This is a genomic window from Streptomyces sp. LaPpAH-108 (genome assembly GCF_000373625.1).
Taxonomy (GTDB): Bacteria; Actinomycetota; Actinomycetes; order Streptomycetales; family Streptomycetaceae; genus Streptomyces.
Map to the genome: position 1 here is coordinate 451193 of NZ_KB891988.1, position 18693 is coordinate 469885.

At 73.7% G+C, this 18693-nt stretch carries 14 protein-coding genes; 8 read left to right on the top strand and 6 right to left on the bottom strand.

Annotated features, from left to right (window positions below; translation table 11 throughout):
- Window positions 1-19 precede the first annotated feature (19 nt).
- Window positions 20-577 (top strand): hypothetical protein, encoded by a 558-nt coding sequence (locus tag B079_RS0108165; RefSeq protein ID WP_018545289.1) that lies wholly within the window; start codon window positions 20-22, stop codon window positions 575-577.
- A 6-nt stretch (window positions 578-583) separates the two neighbouring features.
- On the opposite strand, the gene B079_RS0108170 is transcribed toward B079_RS0108165, so the two are convergent.
- On the bottom strand, window positions 584-1456 hold the full coding sequence (locus tag B079_RS0108170) for an ATP-grasp domain-containing protein (RefSeq protein WP_018545290.1): 873 nt from the start codon (window positions 1454-1456) through the stop codon (window positions 584-586).
- A 148-nt stretch (window positions 1457-1604) separates the two neighbouring features.
- Here B079_RS0108170 and B079_RS0108175 point away from each other — a divergent pair, with 148 nt between their 5' ends.
- The 5 genes from B079_RS0108175 (at window position 1605) to B079_RS0108195 (ending at window position 8345) form a co-directional block, all read left to right on the top strand.
- On the top strand, window positions 1605-2696 hold the full coding sequence (locus B079_RS0108175; RefSeq protein WP_018545291.1) for a MerR family transcriptional regulator: 1092 nt from the start codon (window positions 1605-1607) through the stop codon (window positions 2694-2696).
- Between the two features lie 96 nt (window positions 2697-2792).
- Entirely contained in the window at window positions 2793-3761 is a 969-nt protein-coding gene (locus B079_RS0108180) for a hypothetical protein (RefSeq protein WP_018545292.1), read from the top strand.
- A gap of 72 nt (window positions 3762-3833) precedes the next feature.
- On the top strand, window positions 3834-5573 hold the full coding sequence (locus tag B079_RS0108185) for an insulinase family protein (protein ID WP_018545293.1): 1740 nt from the start codon (window positions 3834-3836) through the stop codon (window positions 5571-5573).
- Window positions 5574-5659: 86 nt separating this feature from the next.
- Window positions 5660-7108: an acyl-CoA synthetase gene (locus B079_RS0108190; RefSeq protein ID WP_018545294.1), complete on the top strand. Its 1449-nt coding sequence runs from the start codon at window positions 5660-5662 to the stop codon at window positions 7106-7108.
- 199 nt (window positions 7109-7307) lie between these two features.
- Window positions 7308-8345, top strand: a complete 1038-nt coding sequence (locus B079_RS0108195; protein ID WP_018545295.1) for a rod shape-determining protein — start codon at window positions 7308-7310, stop codon at window positions 8343-8345.
- Between the two features lie 252 nt (window positions 8346-8597).
- On the opposite strand, the gene B079_RS0108200 is transcribed toward B079_RS0108195, so the two are convergent.
- From B079_RS0108200 to B079_RS0108215, 4 genes are all read right to left on the bottom strand, one after another.
- Window positions 8598-9989: an NAD(P)/FAD-dependent oxidoreductase gene (locus tag B079_RS0108200; protein ID WP_018545296.1), complete on the bottom strand. Its 1392-nt coding sequence runs from the start codon at window positions 9987-9989 to the stop codon at window positions 8598-8600.
- A complete protein-coding gene (locus B079_RS0108205) occupies window positions 9982-11214 on the bottom strand; it encodes an MAB_1171c family putative transporter (RefSeq protein WP_018545297.1) in 1233 nt (410 codons plus the stop codon). Before B079_RS0108205 ends, B079_RS0108200 begins: the two co-directional genes overlap by 8 nt.
- The gene (locus B079_RS0108210; RefSeq protein WP_026248474.1) at window positions 11211-11807 is read right to left on the bottom strand and encodes a hypothetical protein; all 597 of its coding nucleotides are present in this window, start codon (window positions 11805-11807) and stop codon (window positions 11211-11213) included. The genes B079_RS0108205 and B079_RS0108210 overlap by 4 nt, the downstream gene beginning before the upstream one ends.
- 199 nt (window positions 11808-12006) lie before the next feature.
- The gene (locus B079_RS0108215) at window positions 12007-14979 is read right to left on the bottom strand and encodes a beta-galactosidase (RefSeq protein ID WP_018545299.1); all 2973 of its coding nucleotides are present in this window, start codon (window positions 14977-14979) and stop codon (window positions 12007-12009) included.
- A gap of 75 nt (window positions 14980-15054) precedes the next feature.
- On the opposite strand from B079_RS0108215, the gene B079_RS0108220 reads away from it, so the two are divergent.
- Entirely contained in the window at window positions 15055-15513 is a 459-nt protein-coding gene (locus tag B079_RS0108220) for an RrF2 family transcriptional regulator (protein WP_018545300.1), read from the top strand.
- A 12-nt stretch (window positions 15514-15525) separates the two neighbouring features.
- On the opposite strand, the gene B079_RS0108225 is transcribed toward B079_RS0108220, so the two are convergent.
- Entirely contained in the window at window positions 15526-17400 is a 1875-nt protein-coding gene (locus tag B079_RS0108225) for a pyridoxal phosphate-dependent aminotransferase (RefSeq protein ID WP_018545301.1), read from the bottom strand.
- Between the two features lie 234 nt (window positions 17401-17634).
- On the opposite strand from B079_RS0108225, the gene B079_RS31540 reads away from it, so the two are divergent.
- A complete protein-coding gene (locus B079_RS31540; RefSeq protein ID WP_026248475.1) occupies window positions 17635-18648 on the top strand; it encodes an SCO2400 family protein in 1014 nt (337 codons plus the stop codon).
- Window positions 18649-18693: the final 45 nt, after the last annotated feature.

An 18693-nucleotide genomic window follows, 5' to 3' on the forward strand; every position in this document is an offset into this window, starting at 1 on the left:
GCGCGGCAGCATGGGGGGTATGGATCTCGAATTTCAGCTGGTGCTGTTGCGGCGGATGGCCGATCATCATCCCGAGTTGGCGGAGGACGCGCGGTTGCGGCTCGGGGCGTCGTTGATCGAGATGCGGGAGGTCAATCGGCGGTGGCAGGCGATGGCGCGGTCGAAGAAGTGGCGGTCGGCGGCGGAGCGTTACCGGGTCGTGCTGGGGGCGCCCGAGGTGGTCGAGGCGCGGCAGGTGGGCGGGATGGCGTGCGAGGCGTGGCAGTGGGGGCTGTCGCTGTGGCCGGATCTGCGGTTCGAGGTGCTGGTGGGGGAGGGCGGGGCCGTGCTCACCGAGTGGCTGGTGCGGCGGCCCGAGGCGGCCGTTCCGCTGCCGCGCACGCTGGAGGACCTGACCGGCTGGTCGTACACGCTGGACGAGGTCGCCCGGGCCTTCGCGCCCGTGCGGCCCGTGCAGAGCACCGCGCCGACCCGGCAGGCGCTCGTCTTCACCGCCCCGGACCGGGACGGGACGTCGCACGAGGTCGCCGCGGAGTTCACCTGGGGGCTGCTGCAGCGCACGGCCCTGCGGGACTGACCGCCCTCAGGACGCGGCGGCGATGATCTCCCGCGCCACCTCCGGCAGAGAGCCCGGGTGCAGGAACAGGAACAAGTTCGGTTCCACCAGCTCCAGTTCCATCAGCACGGGCAGCCCGTCCTCGCCGTCCACCAGGTCCACCCGGGCGTAGAGGAGCCGGTCCGGGCCGCCCGGCACCGCCGCCAACGCCGCCTCCGCCACCGCGAGTTCGGCCTCGCTCGGCTGCCACGGCTCCAGCCCCGGATGCGGGGTGCGCGGCGCGTCGTACGCCGTACCCGGGGTCAGCACCGCGCCCTTGCGGCTGGCGTGGAGCAGTCGGCCGCCGAAGAACTGGAGGGCGCGCTCGCCGCCGGTGTCCACGGCACGCATGTACGGCTGGACCATCGCGGTGAGGTCTTCGGCGTGGAGCCGCGCCAAGTGCCGTACGGCCGTGTCGTGTTCGGCCGGGGTGTAGCGCGCCGCGTAACGGGCGCCCGCACCGGAGGCGGGCTTGATCACGTACTCGTGCGCGGTGGGGAGGTCGGCCGGGGAGCCGGGGGCGATGTAGCGGGTCGGCACCGTACGGACGCCCGCCGCCGCGAGATCGCCCACGTACCGCTTGTCGCAGTTCCAGTGGATCACCTCGGCCGGGTTGAGCAGCCGGGTCGCCGCCTCCACCCGGTCCACCCAGTCCGCGAACTCGGCGGTGCGCCAGGCGTAGTCCCAGGTCGAGCGGATGACGACGAGGTCGTACGACGCCCAGTCCGCGTCCGGGGCGTCCCAGAACCGGCTCTCCGCGTCGGCGCCCGCTTCCCTCAACTCCCGCACCAGCTCAGGCAGATCGGCGTCCCGGGCGGGACCGTCGGCGGGGTCGTAGGTGGCGAGGGCGATGCGGGGCACGGCGGCTGTCCTGTCGTACGGCGATGCGATCAACGGCGAGGCTAGCAACCGCGCGCGAGGTGGGACAGCCTTGTTGACCTTCACCTTCGGGGAAGCCCCAGCATCGGTGGGGAAGCGAGGAACACGAGCCCGTGGAGGCGGAGTTCGCATGGAACTGCTGACGATCGGCGCCTTCGCACGGGCGAGCAGGCTGTCGCCCAAGGCGCTCCGGCTGTACGACGAGCTGGAGTTGCTGCGCCCCGCCCGGGTGGACCCCGGCACCGGCTACCGCTACTACGCCGTCAGCCAGTTGGAGCGCGCCCGGCTCGTGGCGTGGCTGCGCAGGCTCGGGATGCCGCTGGCCGGGATACGCGCGGTGAGCGCCCTGGAGGGGGCGGACGCGGCGCGGGAGGTGCGGGCGTACTGGGCCCGCGTCGAGGCGGAGACGGCCGCGCGGCGGGACCTCGCCGCGTTCCTCGTGGACCAGTTGACCGCCGAGTCCGGAAGGGACCACACCGACATGCTGGAACTCCGTTACGCCGCCCGCGCCGACCGCGGGCACGTCCGCACCGTCAACCAGGACACCGTGTACGCCGGGCGCCGACTCCTCGCCGTGGCCGACGGGTTCGGCCCGGCCGGGGCACCCGCGAGCGGCGCCGCCGTCGACGCGCTGCGCTTTCTCGACAAGCCGCAGGAACCGCATGCGGGCAGCGTGCTGAACCTCCTCGAGGACGCGGTGCGCGGCGCGAGCGAGGCGATAGCGGCCCTCGCAAACGGCATCGACGGCATCGACGGCGCCGACTCCGGTGCCACCCTGACCGCGCTGCTGTGGACCGGCTCCCGGCTCGCCCTCGTCCACATCGGCGACTCGCGCGCCTATCTCCTGCGCGACGGCGAGCTGTTCCGCGTCACCCACGACCACAGCGTGGTCCAGTCCCTGCTGGACGAGGGACGGCTCACCCCCGAGGAGGCCGCCGTCCACCCCCAACGCACCCTGCTGCTCAAAGCACTTGGCGGTGCCACCGTGCCCCTGCCCGATCTGCGGCTCCAGGAGGCGCGGGCCGGGGACCGGTATCTGCTGTGCTCCGACGGGCTGACCGGCGTCGTACCGGACGAGCGGATCGCGCGGCTTCTTGCCGCCGCGCCCGAACCGGCCGCCGCCGTCGAGATGTTGATCGGCGCGGCGAACGCGGCGGGCGGTCCCGACAACATCGGCTGCGTGGTCGCGGACGTGGTGCCGGGCGCGGAGCGGGCGGGCTGACGGGCGGCCGTACCCGCGAGGGGCCCACCCCGACGGGGCGTCGTCGCAGGTGCCCCGCCCGACGGGCTTGTCGTACCGTCCGCTTACGATCCGCACATGCAGCACACACCCGCCTCTTTCGCGTCCCGGCTGGCGCGCCCCGACTTCGACATCGTGTCGGCCTACCCCGAAGCCGCCTGGCTGCGGCAGGTCGCGGCCGTGCGGGACTGGGCCACCGTGCGCGGGTACGTGGACGGGCTGCCGCAGGGGACCAACCGCAGCTTCGTGGTGAGCGTTCTGGCCGAGGTGCGCGGGAGCGAGGAGTGGATGCGCCAGATCCTCGCCACCGCGCCGGACGATGTGCTCGCGCTCACCGTGCTCGGCGCCCGCGAGGTGAAGATCGGCTGGGAGATACGCACCGCGGCCTCCGCGAAGCACGTCAGCCGCAAGCAGTTCGAGGGGCTGCACGCCCATCTGCGGTTGGCCGAGCAGGCGTTGATCCGGGCGACCGCGCTCGACCCGGCGTTCGACGCGGCGTGGGCGGAGCGCCTGACCACCGCGATGGGGCTGCAACTGGGGCAGTCCGAGGCGCGCCGCCGCTACGACCGGCTGTCCGCCGTCCACCCGCACCACATCACCGGTCAGGCGCGGCTGCTCCAGCAGTTGTGCCCCAAGTGGAGCGGCAGTTGGGAGGCGGCGCACGCCTTCGCACGCGAGTGCATGACCAACGCGCCCGAGGGCTCGCTGAGCGGCGGCATGGTGGCCGAGGTCCACATGGAGCACTGGGTCTCGCTGAAGGCGCGCGAGCGGCAGGAGTATCTGCGCCGTCCGGAGGTGCGCGCGGAACTCGTCGAGGCCGCCGAACGCTCCACGCTCAGCCCGCACTTCCGGCCCGACTATCAATGGGTCACCGTCCAGGGCTACTTCGCCGCCATGTTCTCCCTGCTCGGTGACCACCCGCGCGCCGCCGCCTGCTTCCGCTCGCTGAACAACCTCGCCTCCGAGTACCCGTGGGTCGAGCTGGACGGCGTGAACGCCGCGGACTCCTACATCAAGCACCGCAACGCCGCCCTGGCCAAGGGCTGAGCGGTACCCGAAAACCGCGACACCGCGACACCGCGGCACCCCGACGACCGACCAGCCCCAAGAGATCCGGACATGAACCTCCAGACCCCCCTCCTCCACACCGAGGTCGACGGCATACCCACGCTCTTCGCCGCGACCGAGACCCCCGGCCCGCTGCGCGCCGGGCTGGTCTTCCGCGTCGGAGTCGCCGACGAGACGCTGGCCCGCACCGGGGTGACCCACCTGGTCGAGCACCTGGCCCTGCACCGGCTCGGCGTGAGCGACTACCACTTCAACGGCGAGACCAAGGCGGCGTTCACGCACTTCTTCATCGAGGGCGCCGAGCACGAGGTGACGACGTATCTCAGCACCGTCGCCGCCTCCCTGCGCGAACTGCCCATGGAACGCCTGGAGACCGAGAAGGAGATCCTGCGCACCGAGGAGTCCCGCCGCTCCTCGCCCCAGCTCCCGCTCTGGCGCTACGGCGCACAGGGCTACGGCCTGGCCAGCTATCCCGAGTGGGGCGTGCGCGACCTCGGCCCGGACGCCGTACGCGACTGGGCGCGGACCTGGTTCACCCGGGGCAACGCCGTGCTGTGGATCGCGGGCGAGCGGATGCCGGACGGCCTCTCGCTCGGGCTGCCCGAGGGCGAGCGGCGCCCGATGCCCGCCGTCACCTCCGCGCTGCCCGAGACCCCGGCGTACTTCTCCGACGGCAAGGGCGGCGTGCTGCTCGACGCCGTCGTCACCGACACGGCCGCCGCCCGGCTGTACGCGGGCATCCTGGAGCGCGAACTCACCCGCGCCCTGCGCCAGGAGGGCGGCTACTCGTACACGGCGGCCACCGACTACCTCCCCCGGCGCGACGGGTACGCGGTCCTGACCGCCTTCGCCGACGCGCTGCCCGCCAAGCAGGACGCGGTGCTCGGCGGGTTCGTCGACGTGCTCGCCGCCTGCCAGGCGGGCCGGATCGGGCAGAGCGCGCTGGACGCGGTGCGCGGCCGGTACGTGGCGGGGCTCGCCGCGCCCGACGCGACCGCGCTCCGGCTGCCCGCGCTCGCCGAGGACCTGCTCGCGGGCCGCCCGGTGCTGACCCCGGCGGAGCTGAGCGCCGAGCTGGCGGACGTGACCACCGAGCAGGTGCACGCGGTCGCCCTGGAGGCCGCGGGGACGGCCCTCATGCAGGTGCCGGGCGCCCTCTCGGCGGACTGGGCCGGATACACGGCGGCGCCCACCACCTCGTCGTCCACCGTGAGCGGGCGGAAGTTCGCCGAACTGGGCGAAGGTAAGGCGACGCTGGTCGTCGGCGCCGACGGCGTCAGCGTGAAGGGCCCGCACGGCAGCGGCCCCGAGTGCGTGGCGACGGTGCGGTACGCGGATTGCGCCGCGATGCTCGCCTGGCCCGACGGCGGACGGCGGCTCATCGGCACCGACGGCATGATCGTCGAGGTCGAGCCCTCGCTCCACGGCATCGACGCGGCCACCATGGCGGGCATCGACGTGGCCGTGCCGCGCGCCGCCGTCGTCTCGCTGCCGCCGAGGCAGCAGGTCCCGAGGCCGCAGAGCCCCGCGACCCCGTCGGCTTCCGGCCCCGGCGGACGCGCGGGACGCCCCGCGCCGACCCGGCGCACCGCGCTCCAGACCGTCGTCCTCATCCTCTTCGGCCTCTTCGGCGGTCTCTCGGCGCTGGTCGCCCTGCTGTTCACGGCCTTCGGCTACGACGCGGAGTTCGGGTTCACCGACTGGCTGATCACGATCATCGTGATGTGGGGCTTCACGGCGCTGGTGTCCTGGCCCGCGGTGCGGGTGCTGCGGCGGACCCGGCGGGTCTGAGAGGCCCGGCCGGGGTAGGAAGGTGGGGTCGTCCCCCGTGGCGCGTCCCCGTGGCGCGCCCACCCCGCGATGAAGGAGTGCGTGGCGTGTCCTCCCTGTTCCCGGCCCTGTCGTCCCCGGCGGCGGAACGCCCCGCCCTCCGCTTCGGCCCGCGATCGCTGACCTACGCCGGACTCGCCGCCGCCTCCGGCGCTCTCGCCGGGCGGCTGCGGGGTGCGGGGCGGGTCGCCGTGTGGGCCACGCCCGAGCTGGAGACCGCCGTCGCGGTGACCGGCGCGCTGCTCGCCGGGGTGGCGGCCGTACCGCTCAACCCGAAGTCGGGGGAGCGGGAGCTGGCGCACATCCTGGCCGACAGCGCGCCGAGCCTGCTCCTCGCGGCACCGGGCGCCGAACTGCCCGCCTCAGCAGGGGACTTGCCCCTCCTGGAAGTGGACGCGTACGCCACCGGCACCGTCCCCGAGGACACCTACGACGACGAGGACCCGGCGCTCGTCGTCTACACCTCCGGCACCACCGGACCACCCAAGGGCGCCGTCCTCCCGCGCCGTGCCCTCGCCACCACCCTGGACGCGCTCGCCGACGCCTGGCAGTGGACCGGGGACGACGTGCTGACCCACGCGCTCCCCCTCTTCCATGTGCACGGACTCGTCCTCGGCGTCCTCGGCCCGCTGCGGCGCGGCGGCGAGGTCCGGCACCTGGGCAGGTTCGCCCCCGAGGGCGCGGCCCGCGCGCTGGAGTCGGGCGCGACCATGCTGTTCGGGGTGCCGACGATGTACCACCGCCTGGCCGAGGCGCTGCCCGGCGACCCCGGCCTCGCCAAGGCGCTCGCCGGGGCCCGGCTGCTGGTCTCCGGCTCGGCTGCGCTGCCCGTGCACGACCACGAGCGGATCGCCGCGGCGACCGGGCGCCGGGTCCTGGAGCGGTACGGCATGACCGAGACCCTGATGAACACCAGTGTCCGCGCGGACGGCGAGGCGCGCCCCGGCACCGTGGGCGTGCCGCTGCCCGGGGTGGAGCTGCGCCTGGTGGAGGACGACGGCACGGAGGTCACCGCGCGCGACGGGGAGAGCGTGGGCGAGATCCAGGTGCGCGGCCCGAACCTGTTCACCGGGTATCTGAACCGGCCCGACGCGACGGCCGCCGCGTTCACGGCCGACGGCTGGTTCCGCACCGGTGACGTGGCGGTGCGCGAGGCCGACGGTTACGTCCGCATCGTCGGGCGCAAGGCCACCGACCTGATCAAGAGCGGCGGGTACAAGATCGGGGCGGGCGAGATCGAGAACGCGCTCCTTGAGCTGGACTCCGTACGGGAGGCGGCGGTGACGGGGGAGCCGGACCCGGATCTGGGCGAGCGCGTGGTCGCCTGGGTCGTACCGACCGACCCCGAAGTGCCGCCCTCCCTTGAGGAGTTGGCGTCGCACGTGGCCGGGCGGCTGGCCCCGAACAAGCGGCCCCGGGTGCTGCGGCTGCTGTCCGCGCTGCCCCGCAACGACATGGGGAAGGTGATGAAGCGGTCGCTGGGGACGGGTTCCTGAACGCCCGTTCATGGCGACCCGCGGCGTCGTTGTCCTGCACCCCGCCCGGCGCGTCGCGCGAAACCCCTCGTTCGGCGGCACCCCGCCCGGCCCCCTCCAGAAGGCACCCGGTGCCGCGCCCCCGCAGGATTCCCAGTGGGGGCCCGCCGGATGGGGCGGACCTCCATGGCCTGCGCACTCGCACTCGGGAGGAACCGCCGTGAACGTCAGCCTGGAGCAGTTGCGCCGCTGCCACTTCGCCGTCGACCTGGGGGCGGCGCGCACCCGTGTGTATGTGAAGGGCGCGGGGCTCGTCGTGGACCAGCCGTCGGTGGCGGCCGTGAACACCCGGACCGGCGCGCTCATCGCGGTCGGTGAGTTCGCGGAGCAGATGACCGGCCGGACGCCCTCGTATATCCGGGTCGTACGGCCGGTGTCCGGCGGCACGGTCGTCGACATCGACATGGCCCAGCGGATGCTGCGGCACCTGATCGGCGACAAGATGCGGCGCGCGCTGCGCCGTAAGCCCCGGCTGCGCGCGGCGGCCTGCACCCCGCACGAGGCCGACCCGCTGGCCCAGCGGGCGACGATCGAGACGCTGGTCGGGCTCGGCGCGCGGCGCGTGGAGCTGGTGGACACGCTGATCGCCGCCGCCGTCGGGTGCGGGCTGCCGGTGGAGCGGCCCGAGGCGACCATGATCATGGTGTGCGGGGCGGCGGCCACCCAGGTGGCGGTGCTCTCCCTCGGCTCCATCGTCACCGCCGAGCGCATCCCGGTGGGCGGCGAGGCGGTGGACCGGGCGATCGTGCAGCACCTGCGGCACGAACACGAACTGCTGCTGCCCAGCCAGTCCGTACGGCCGCTCCAGATCGCCCTGTCCGACAACGGGCTGACCCCGCAGGGGCCCGCGTCCACCGAGATCCACGGCCGTGACGTGGCGACCGGGCTCGCCCGCAGCGTCCGGGTGGACACCGCCGCGATGCGCGACGCGATCCACACCCCGCTGCTCGCGGTGCTCGACGGCATCGGCAAGGTGCTGCGGGAGTGCCCGCCCGACCTGGTGGCGGACCTGGCCGAGCGGGGCATCATGATGGTCGGCGGCACGGCCCTGCTGCCCGGTCTCGACCAGATGCTCCGCGACGCCACCGGAGTCCCCGTGCACATCGCGGAACGCCCGGACGTGTGCGCCGTACAGGGCCTCGGCGCCATGCTGGAGGGGCAGATCGCCCCTCTCGTCCTCAACCCCCTGGCCGCCTGAGGCGGTTCAGTACGGCAGGATGCGCCCCGACGGCGTCCTGCGGTCGATCTCCTGCCCCCGCGGTGCCGCGGGGCGACGGCTCACCCGTACCCGGATACGACGTTCCATGACGCCTCCTCCCGTTGCCGACGCCGAGCGCCGGTAGGGGGACGGTGCCCAGAACGGGGCAGGTTGAAGCGGGTGACTTCGTAACGGATCACGGAATCCGCGCGCGGACGCCGGTGCCGACGCGCGGCCGGCCCTGCCCGGTCCCTACCCCAGCCCCGCCATCTTCCGCTCCTCCGCTGTCAGCGGAGGCTCCGTCAGCGGGGGCTTCAGGGGGCCGATCAGGGCGGCCAGCAGCATGCCGGGGGTGAGCAGGGTCTCCGCGCCGCGTTGGAGGGAGGTCACGTCGGTCACTCGGCGGGCCACCCGGCCGTTGCCGGTGGCGGTGCGCAGGAGACGGGTGAGGTAGGGGGAGAGGAGGCGGTCGCGGAGGGTGGGGCCGGTGGGGGTGGCGTGGGGGTAGAAGACGTCGGCGCCGGTGGCCAGGTCCCAGGCGGCGGTGGTCGTCCGGGCGACCGCCTTCTGGATGTGGCGGGAGAGCCCCGGGGTGCCCAGGCCGCCTCGGCGGTCCACCGTCTCGCGCAGGGCCAGCGCCGACCGGGCCGCCACCGACATGCCGTGGCCGTAGACCGGGTTGAGGGCGCACAGGGCGTCACCGAGGACGGCGAAGTTGTCGGGCCAGCGGGGCATGCGTTCGTAGTGGCAACGGCGGTTCGCGGTGGTGCGGGTGAGGGTGACGTCCGTCAACGGCTCGGCGTGCGCCAGGAGTTCACCGATCAGCGGGTGGCGCAGGCGGGTCAGGGCGTAGGCGGTGAAGTCGTCCGCCGTGCGCGGGAGTTCGTCCTCCGTCGTGCCGAACAGGGTGACCATCCAGCGGCCTTCCTCCACCGGCATCAGCACCCCGCCCCGGCCCGTGCCCGAACCCCGCACGTCCGGCTCGATGTTGACCACCGGGAAGTTCTCCGCGGCCTCCGGCGGCGCCTGGAAGAGGCGGCTCGCGTACATCAGGCCGGAGTCCACCTCGCGGCGCTCGGGAGCGGGCAGCCCGAGGGCGGTCAGCCAGGCCGTCGCACGGGAGGCACGGCCGGTGGCATCCACCACCAGGTCCGCCGTCAGCGCGCGCTCCTCGCCGTGGACCAGGACGCGTACGCCCGTCACCGCGTCGGCCGTGCCGGTCGGGCCCACCGCCTCGGCGCCGTCCAGCAGCTCGATGTCCCCGTCCGCCAGGACCAGTTCGCGGATCACCCAGTCCAGCAGGTCGCGCCCGGCGGGCAGCATGTACGCCGACTCGGCCCAGCGGCGGTACCAGCCGTACGGGGACAGTGCGACCATGCCCGTCGTCATCGGCACCCGGTTCACCCCGGCCGCGCGCAGCCGCGCCACCGCGCCGGGCAGCAGCTCCTCAAGGGCCCGCGCGCCGCCCGACCACAGCTGGTGCACATGCCGGGCCTGCGGCAGCCCCTTGCGCGGCTTGGGCCCGGACGGCAGCACGTCGCGCTCGACCACCGTCACCCGCGCGCCCGTCGAGGCGAGCGCGCGGGCCGCGAGCAGACCGGCGAGGGAGCCGCCGAGCACGACGGCGGACTTGCGTTCACTCATGGACGGCAACGCTCTCTGCTGGTGCGACGGCCGCACGGGCGCGGACCGCCTCGATGTCCTCGGCACTGCGCAGGGCCCGGGAGACGGCCCCGATCTCCTGGAGCAGACTCGTGGTGTCCGGCCCTGAGACCTCGGCGGCCGGTTCCGGCGTACGGTTCCTGGTCTCGACGGCGTCGAGGATGCCGACCGCCGCCGCCAGCGCCCGCGCCCGCTCCGGCGGATGCCCGAGGGCGAGCCCGGCGGCGTACGACCGCGCGCCGAGGGCGGGGTCGATGTGCCGGGCCAGCGACAGCAGCACGTCCCGGATGAACGTCTCGCGCCGGGTCAGCCGCAGCTCGGGCGTGGCCCGCAGCACGAACGGCACGCCTTCGCCGGTCGCGGAGCGCAACAGCAGGTACAGCGGCCGTAGTTCACGGTGGGCGAGACGGACCCGCCAGCGGTCGCGGGCGTACTGACCCGCGTGCGGCAGGATGAAGCCGACGGCGATCAGGATCGCGGACATCGCGGCGACCGGCGGCGCCAGATCGGTGCTCAGCCAGTCCAGGTCCCGGTCCAGCCAGCGCGCGGCGACCGCGACCAGCTTGGTCGCGTCGAAGATCAGGTTCAGGACGTAGCCCGCGCCCAGCAGCTTCAGCCCCCAGCGCAGCCAGGCGTCCAGGCCCTCCGCGCGCACCCAGTTCCACAGCAGCCGCGAGGTGATCAGGCAGGCCACCGCGTGCGCGCAGAGGTAGAGCAGGATCTCCTCGCGCATGAACGGCGTGTTCGCGTAGTAGGTGTCCAGGTCCCGGCGCCGCTCCACCGGCACGTCGGCCAGCAGGAAGAGCACCCACAGCAGGACGATGACCCCGCAGTACACCGACACCACCCGGCGCCGGGCCCGCCGGGTGACCGCCGAGCGGTCGGCAGGACCGTTGCGCCAGGTGATGATCAGCAGCAGACAGGAGCCGCAGAACGCGGTGAGCAGCGAGTAGCACCAGGGCGCCGAGATGTTGGGGACGCCGGTCAGCCGGTTCACCCGGGCGATCGTGGACGGCGAGCAGAAGACGAAGACCCCGCAGGCCAGCAGCAGCAGTCCGCCCACCGCGCGCAGCAGCGGGTCGCGCCACAGCCGGACGATCGTGGGCAGCTTGACGACCAGGGCGGCGGCGAGCACCGCCGTCGGTATCCAGAAGGAGATCGAGAAGTCCCGCAGCGAGGCCGGGTCGGCCAGGACCGGGCCGCTCACCGGGCCGCCCCGCCCCGGCCCCGGTAGCCGAGCGAGCGCTGCACCGGGTCCAGCGGCGCCTCCGGCGCGGTGAGCCGGCCCCGGAAGAGGGTGGCCAGCCGGTGCCCGAAGTCGTCGGCGGCGGCCTCCTCGTCCTCGCGCGAACCGTCCCGCGCGGCCACCGTCAGCGCGAGGCTCTGCCGACCGGGCTCACCGGCGAGCGCGCGGGCCGCCGCACCGGCCGGCGGATGATGCCGGTGCCCGGCGTGCAGATGCCACAACTCATGGCCCAGGATCACCAGTTGCTGCACGGCCTCGGCCCGCTCCTCCACGATGACCAGGTCGAAGTCCTCGAACTCCACACACAGTCCGGTGACTTCGATCTCGTCCGGGAAGCGCTCGAAGCGCAGCTCGACCGGACGGCCGTCCCGGCGGGCACTCATCGCCTCGCACAGCGCGGTGCACAAGTCCTGTATGCCACCGACCGGTTGGGGGCGCTCATGGACGGAGGAGGCCAGGGCGGAGGCCAGGGCGCGCATCGACCGGCGCGGCCGGGCCGGGCCGAGCCGGGCGGCCATGCGCGCCAGCCGCTCCCGCGCGCCCGCGACGACCATCTGTTCCCCTTCGCACCCGCCGGTGACCGCACCGAGCGCACCGTACGCGTGCGTCAGTGGTTCCGGGCCGCGGAGCACCCCGTCGGCCGGACCGTCCGAGCCTACGCGGACCGGTGTGTCCACGTCATGCCGATCCCGGGTCGCGCGCCCCGAAAATTTCGGCGGACTCGACTCGGGCCGCACACAGCCGCCTTGGCGGTCAGCGCACCCCCGGCGAGGCCACCTCCCGCACCGGCACCCCGCCGAGCGACCGACCCAGCAGGGTCAGGCCCACCTTGCCCGGCCCCGACAGCGTGGTGAACTCCGACAGCACCGCCAGCGCCAGCGTGTTGGTGCCCCGGGTGCGCAGGATGCCGTTCGGCAGCACGAAGGTGTGCTGCGGGCCCACGTTGTTGATGTACTGGCCCAGGTTCCAGCCGTTGAGGAAGATCTGTGCCCGGTAGGCCCGGTACGGATCGTCCTCCAGGGTCAGCCCCACCGAGGCGTCGATGTCGGCCGGTACCGAGAGCCGGAAGTCGGTCCGGTACCAGGTGACGCCCTGGCGCCGCTCGGCGCGCGGGAAGTCCACGCGCTCCCAGTCGCGGTCGCGGAAGCCCGGCAGATGCCAGCCCTCACGCTCGCCGTAGAGGCCGCCGTTGTTCTGCGGGCCGCGCACCGGGTCGGGCGTGCCGCCCTGGAGGCGCCATGTCACCTTGGGAGAGCCGCCCTTGAAGGTGGCCGCGACCAAGCCGCGCGCCGCCTTGTGGGTGTCGAGCGCCGCGCCGTCCTGGTCGTGCTGCATCCGCCGCACCAGCACCGACAGCACATGGCGTCCGGGCGAGCGGTGCTGTTCCCGCACCGGGAAGGCGGCCGTCGCCTCCCACGTCCCCTTGCGGATGGTGGTGTTCTTGTCCGGGACCGGCATCCGGTGGGTGCCCAGGGGCTCTCCGTCGAGCCAGGCCATCAACAGGCCCTGCGTACCGGTGCTGTAGGCGAGCGCGACCTCCTCGATGCCGGTGGCGCCGTCGAACTCGCCCCGGTACCAGACGTCTCCGTAGTGGAAGCCGTAGTCGTCCGCGAACAGCACGGGACCGCCCTTGGGGACCGGCGTGGTGCTGTGCGAGGTGGTGCGGTCGGCGGTCGTCCAGTCGCCGTCGTCGAAGTTGGGCCCGGCTTCGGGGTTCTCGGTCCGCATCCGCCAGCCGCCCAGCTCGGGCAGCTTCACCTCGGGCACGCCGGGCAGTGTGACCGTGCTGATCACGCTGCCGGACAGGGTGATGCGGGTCGGCACCTTGCGGCCGTTCCACACCAGCGAGGAGATGCCGCGCGGACCCCATACCTCCAGCATGGAATCGGAGGTGAGGTCGCCGGTGAGCCGTACCTCGGAGCCGTGCACCTCGGCGTGGCGCAGCAGGGCGGGGCCGTAGACCAGCAGGCTGCCGGACGGGGTGTCGTACGGGAACAGCTTGGTGCTGGTCGCGTCGTCCGCGAAGAGCAGCACCAGCGGGGTCTCGGTCTCGCCGCCCGCGACATGCACCCGGCTCAGCCCGGACGCCGGGCCCAGCGGCGCGTTGACGTGCAGCTCGTCGCCCTCGAAGGCCCAGCCCGCCTCGGGGTCGAGCCGGGTGGTGGTGGGCTCCACCGGGCAGTGCAGGACCAGTTCGGCCATGTCGCCCGCCCGGCCCGCGAACAGGGCGATGTCCTGCCGCCCGGCCGTCATCCGGAACACGGGCTGTGTGGTCGTGTACTTGAGGCGCCGCTGGCCCAGCGACAGTTCGGTGGCGAGCATCTTCGCGTCGCGCGGCGGCACGGTGATGCGCAACGTGCCCGCTGTGGTGGGCAGTTCGGTGGTGACCGGCTTCGTCCCGTCGTTGCGCGTGATGTACACGTGCGCGCCGGTGTCCGGGTTGGTCAGGTGGTAGACCTTCAGCCCCTCCGCCGTGACCGCCTCGGCCCGCTCCAGCCGGGCGAAGTCCGGTACGCGCTGGAGGAGATGACCGAGCTGGTGCAGCGGAGCGATCTTCTCGGTGACGTTGCGGGCCTCGTCGATCGCGGCGCCGTAGTCGTACGACGTGTAGACCACCGGCGCGGGCAGCCAGCCCCACGAGGTGCCGCCGAAGGCCATGTAAATGTTGTGCAGCGTGAGGCCGTTGGCGAGGTTCGTCAGATAGAACCGGCGCTCGTACGCCGAGTCACGGGTGCGCCGCGCCTCCGCGTACCCCTTGCCATCGAACCAGGCCCCGCCCCACGGGTCGAACCAGCCGCCCCCGAACTCGGGCACGAAACCGGGCGTGTGCGGCGAGGCCGAGGCCCCGCCGGTCGCGCCGCCGGGCCCGAACGTCCCCCAGTCCGGCGGGGTCTGCGAGGGAGAGGGGTATCCGTCGAAGCCGTAGAGCCAGCGCCCCTTCTCGCCGCCCGTGTCGAAGGAGCCCGGCACCCAATGGCCGTTGCGGCCCTTGTCGTTGTGGAAGAGGGGGACGTCGATCCCGTCGGCGCGCACCTTCTTGTACAGGTGGGACAGGTACTCCCGGCCCGTCGCCTCGGTGACGTGGGAGTCGTACTCGTTCTCGATCTGGTAGAGCAGCACCGTGCCCCTGCCATGCGTGAACAGGTGCTTGCGGGCGATCCTGTTGACCTGGGTCAGCCACTCGTCCACGTGCCCCAGATACACCGGGTCGGCGGTGCGCGCGCTGCCCTCGGTCACCGTGAGCCAGCCGGGGAAACCACCGCCGTCGATCTCGGCGTTGATGTAGGGGCCGGGCCGCAGGATGACGTACAGCCCCGTCTCCGCCGCCGTGCGCAGGAACAGGTCCAGATCGCGCACGCCGGTGAAGTCGTACTTCCCGGGCGCGGGGGAGTGGTAGTTCCACGAGACGTAGACGCTCACGGTGTTGAAGCCGTGCGCCCGCATCTTCTGCAGCACGTCCCGCCACAGGGACGGGCTCGGCAGCCGGAAGGGGTGCATCTCGCCGGACCACACCACCAGCCGCCTGCCGTCCACGAGGAGCGAGTGGCGGTCGTACCCGATCGTGTGCCGTCCGCCGTCGGCGCGCGGCGGCTCGGGCGCCGGACCGGTGGCCGCGGAGCGCGCCGCGTAGGCCGAGGGCGCCCCGGTGCCGCCGCTGCCGCCCAGGGCGAGGCCGAGCGCGGCCGAGCCGGTCAGGGCACTGAAGGTACGTCTGCTGAGCGCCAAGGTCGATCCTCCCGGGCGATCCTACGGGGCGTGGGTCCGGCCATTCTCCACGCCCCGGCGACCCACAATGGACGCATGAGGATCTCGGCGCGGGCGGATTACGCGGTACGGGCGGTGCTGGAGCTGGCCGTACGGCAGGGTGACGGCCCGGTGAAAGCGGAGGAAATCGCGGGTGTCCAGGACATCCCGCACAAGTTCCTGGAGGGCATCCTCGGCGATCTGCGGCGCGCCGGGATCGTCGACAGCAGGCGCGGCGGAGGCGGCGGTTACCGGCTCGCGCGGGAAGCCGCCGCCATCACCGTCGCGGACGTCATCCGCGCGGTGGACGGCCCGATCGTCTCCGTACGCGGCGAACGCCCGACCGAACTCGCCTACACGGGTACGGCCCGGCCGCTGCTCCCGCTGTGGATCGCCCTGCGCGCCGGGGTGCGGCAGGTGCTGGAGGGGGTCACGCTCGCGGACCTCGCGGCGGACGCCCTGCCGGAGCCGGTACGGACCCTCGCGGCACAGCCTTCCGCCTGGGAGAACCCGTAACGCCCCGGTGTCTCAGACGGGTTGACCCATCCCGGCCGCGTTCGGCCAGCTCTGCGCGCTCGGCCAGCCGGTCGCCGGGGCCGGGGTCAGCCCGGCGGGCGGCGCGGGGGCCGGGGTGCCGGGCGCGGTCATGCCGCGCACCTGGGCGGCGGTGAGACCGCCCCGGGCCGGGACGCCGGGCGGGGTGGGGCCCGCCGCGGCCGGAGCCATGGCGGCCGGAGCCGCCGCGGCCGGAGCCATGGCGGCCGGAGCCGCCGCGGCCGGAGCCGTCGCGGCCGGGGCCATGGGAGCGGCGGGGGCCATCGCCGCCGGTGCCATCGGCTGGGGGACCGGGGGCATCTGCGGCTGCGCCGGGAGCTGCTGCGGGGCCACGGGCTGCGGCGCGAACGGCTGCGGCTGGGCCGGGAGCTGCGCGGCGGCCGGGATCTGCTGGGGCGCGGGCGGGAGCGGCGGCTGCGGGGCCGGGGGCAACTGCTGGGGAGCGGCGGCGGGCTGCGCGGCCGGAGCCATCGGCCCAGAGCGGGCCGCCATCGGGCTCGCTTGAGCCGCCGCCGGCACCGGCATCCCGCCGCCGGCCGGCGCTGCGGCGGCGGGGAGCGGCATACCGGTGCCGGCGGCCGGGGCTGTGGGGAGCCCCGGGGAAGGAGCCGCGGCGATCGCCTGCGCGGGCAGTCGCATCCCGGCCCCGTTGGTCTCGTTGATCAGCCGGTCCACGGCGGGGGTGCCCGAGCTGTAGCCGTTCCCGGCGCTCAGCTCGGGGACGGCGGCCTTCTTCCTCGTCTCGTAGAGCACGTGCTCCAGGCCGGTCACCAGGCGGCGCACGTCGGGCTCGGGGCGCACCACGAGCCGGACGAACCGGCTGGACGAGCCGATCTTGTTGCCGCACTCGCGGACCAGCACCCGGTGCTCGGTGAGCAGCCGGTCGCGGACCACGGTGCCCTCGGCGCCGAGCGGGAGGCGCACGAAGAGGAAGTTGCCCTGCGAGGGATAGACGGTCAGACCGGGCAGCCCGGCCAGCCGGCTCGCCATCTCCAGGCGGTCCCGGCGCACCTGGAGCAGGCTCTGCGCGTACTCGGTGCCGTGCTCCTTCAGCATGAACACCACGTGTTCCGCGAAGGAGTTGAGGTTCCACTTGGGCAGCATCGAGCGGACCTTGCCCGCGAGCGCGGGGTTGGCGACCAGATAGCCGAAGCGGATGCCGTGCAGACCGAAGTTCTTGCCGAGGCTGCGCAGCACGATCACGTTCGGGCGCAGCATGGCCTCCTGGACGACGCTGGGCTCGGCCTCCGCGTCCGCGAACTCCAGGAACGACTCGTCGATCACCACCAGGTCCAGGTCGGCCATCGCGTCCATGAACTGCACCACCGACTGTCTGGACAGGAAGCCGCCGTCGGGGTTGTTGGGGTTGCAGATCACGGCGACCCTGGTGCCCCGCTTGCGGATGAACTCGCCGTAGCGGGCCAGGTCGAGCGCGAAGCCGTTGGCCTCCTGGAGCGGGAACATGTCGACCCGCTTGCCCGTCTCCATCGGCTGGTCGGTCCAGCGGCCGAAGGTCGGCACGGGCACGGCCAGCGACTCGCGGACCAGCAGATGGTCGATCCAGGTGATGAGTTCGGTCGAGCCGTTGCCCATCGCCACGCACTGCGGGGGGAGTTGAAGCAGCTGGCACAGCTCGGCGGTGATCGTGTCGGCGCTGCTCGGGTAGTACGTGATGATGTCCCGCAGCCGGGCCGCCATGTCCTCGAACATCGCGGGGGTCGGGAAGTACGGGTTGCACGGGATGCAGAAGTCCACCGGGCCCGCACCGTCACTGCCCCGCCTGAGCGCCGCCATCGAGGGGCTGTGCGCGGCGGTGCCGCGGAACAACGAGGTGACGTTGTCAGGCAAGGAGACCTCCGACGAAGGGCGGCCCGTGGGGACAGGGGCCACTCATGCATACGGAACTGACGGGGGTGGTGTTCAACTCGGGCGCCACGTGAGCCACTTCACTCCACCGCCGCATCGCCTCCCCCGAACGCGCCCCGATCGAACACGGCGCGCGGGAACTCGGCCGGTCCCGCACCAAACCTTCACAGTCGCGCCTAGGAACGTGACCCCGCTGGAATCTAGTCTTCCCGCGTCATGGACTACTGCCACCCGTGCCGACGGCACCTCAACGGCGCCCTGGCCTGCCCAGGCTGCGGCGCCCCCGCGCCCTCCGCCGTCACGCCCGTGGACGTGACCGTCGCACCGGGGGCGGGGCCTGATCCTTACGGGGTGGGGGCTCAGGGGTACGGCGGGGTGGCGGGTGTCGAGCCCCAGGGTTACGCCGGTGCGCCCGGTGCGGAGCCCCACGGGTACGCCGGTGCGGCGCCCCAGGCTGCCCAGGGGTACGGCACGCCCCCGGCGCCCCTCCATCCAGAGGCCCCCGCCCAGGCCAGAGTCCCCCGGCAGGCCGACCGCCGCGCCGAGCCTCCCGTCCAGGAGAGCGCGGAGCAGCCGTACGCCGTTCCCGCCCCGGACGGCACCCCCGAGTCCGGCCCCGACCGAGTCCCCGACGAAGCCCCGGCCGCCGACCCCGACACGGACCCCGGTATCGACCCCGACGACGATGACGATGTCGACGCGGACCCCGACTCCGACCTCAGCCGCCGCGACCGCAAGGCCGCCGCGCACCGTCGTCGCCGTCGCCGTACCCTCCTCGTCACCACCGGGTTCGTACTGGCGGCAGGCGCGCTGAGCCTCGCCGAACTCGGCACCGACGCGCCCTTCTCCATCGACCGCCCCGCCGCCTCCGGTGGCGCCTCCCCGGACGGCGGCGCGGGCTCGGCCCAGCCGGATCCGACGGCCGCGACGCCACAGGGCGGCACCGCGGGCGCCGGTTCCGGCCGCGCCTCGGCCTCCGCCTCCCCGGACGCCTCGCCCTCCGCGTCCGCGTCCAAGACCCCCAAGCACAAGGCGTCCAAGTCCGCCGAGGCCCCGGACCAGGCCACCCAGGCCGCCACCACGGCCCCGCCCGCCCAGGTCCCGGCCCCCGCCGATCCGCCGCCCGCGCGCCCCACGGCCACCCCGACCCACAGCGACCCGGCCCCGGACCCCACCCCGACCCCGGACCCGACCAAGTCCTGCGACCGCTTCCTGTGGTGGTGCACCTGACTCGATTCCCCACACTTGACTGCTAAATCAACGGCAAATCGGTCA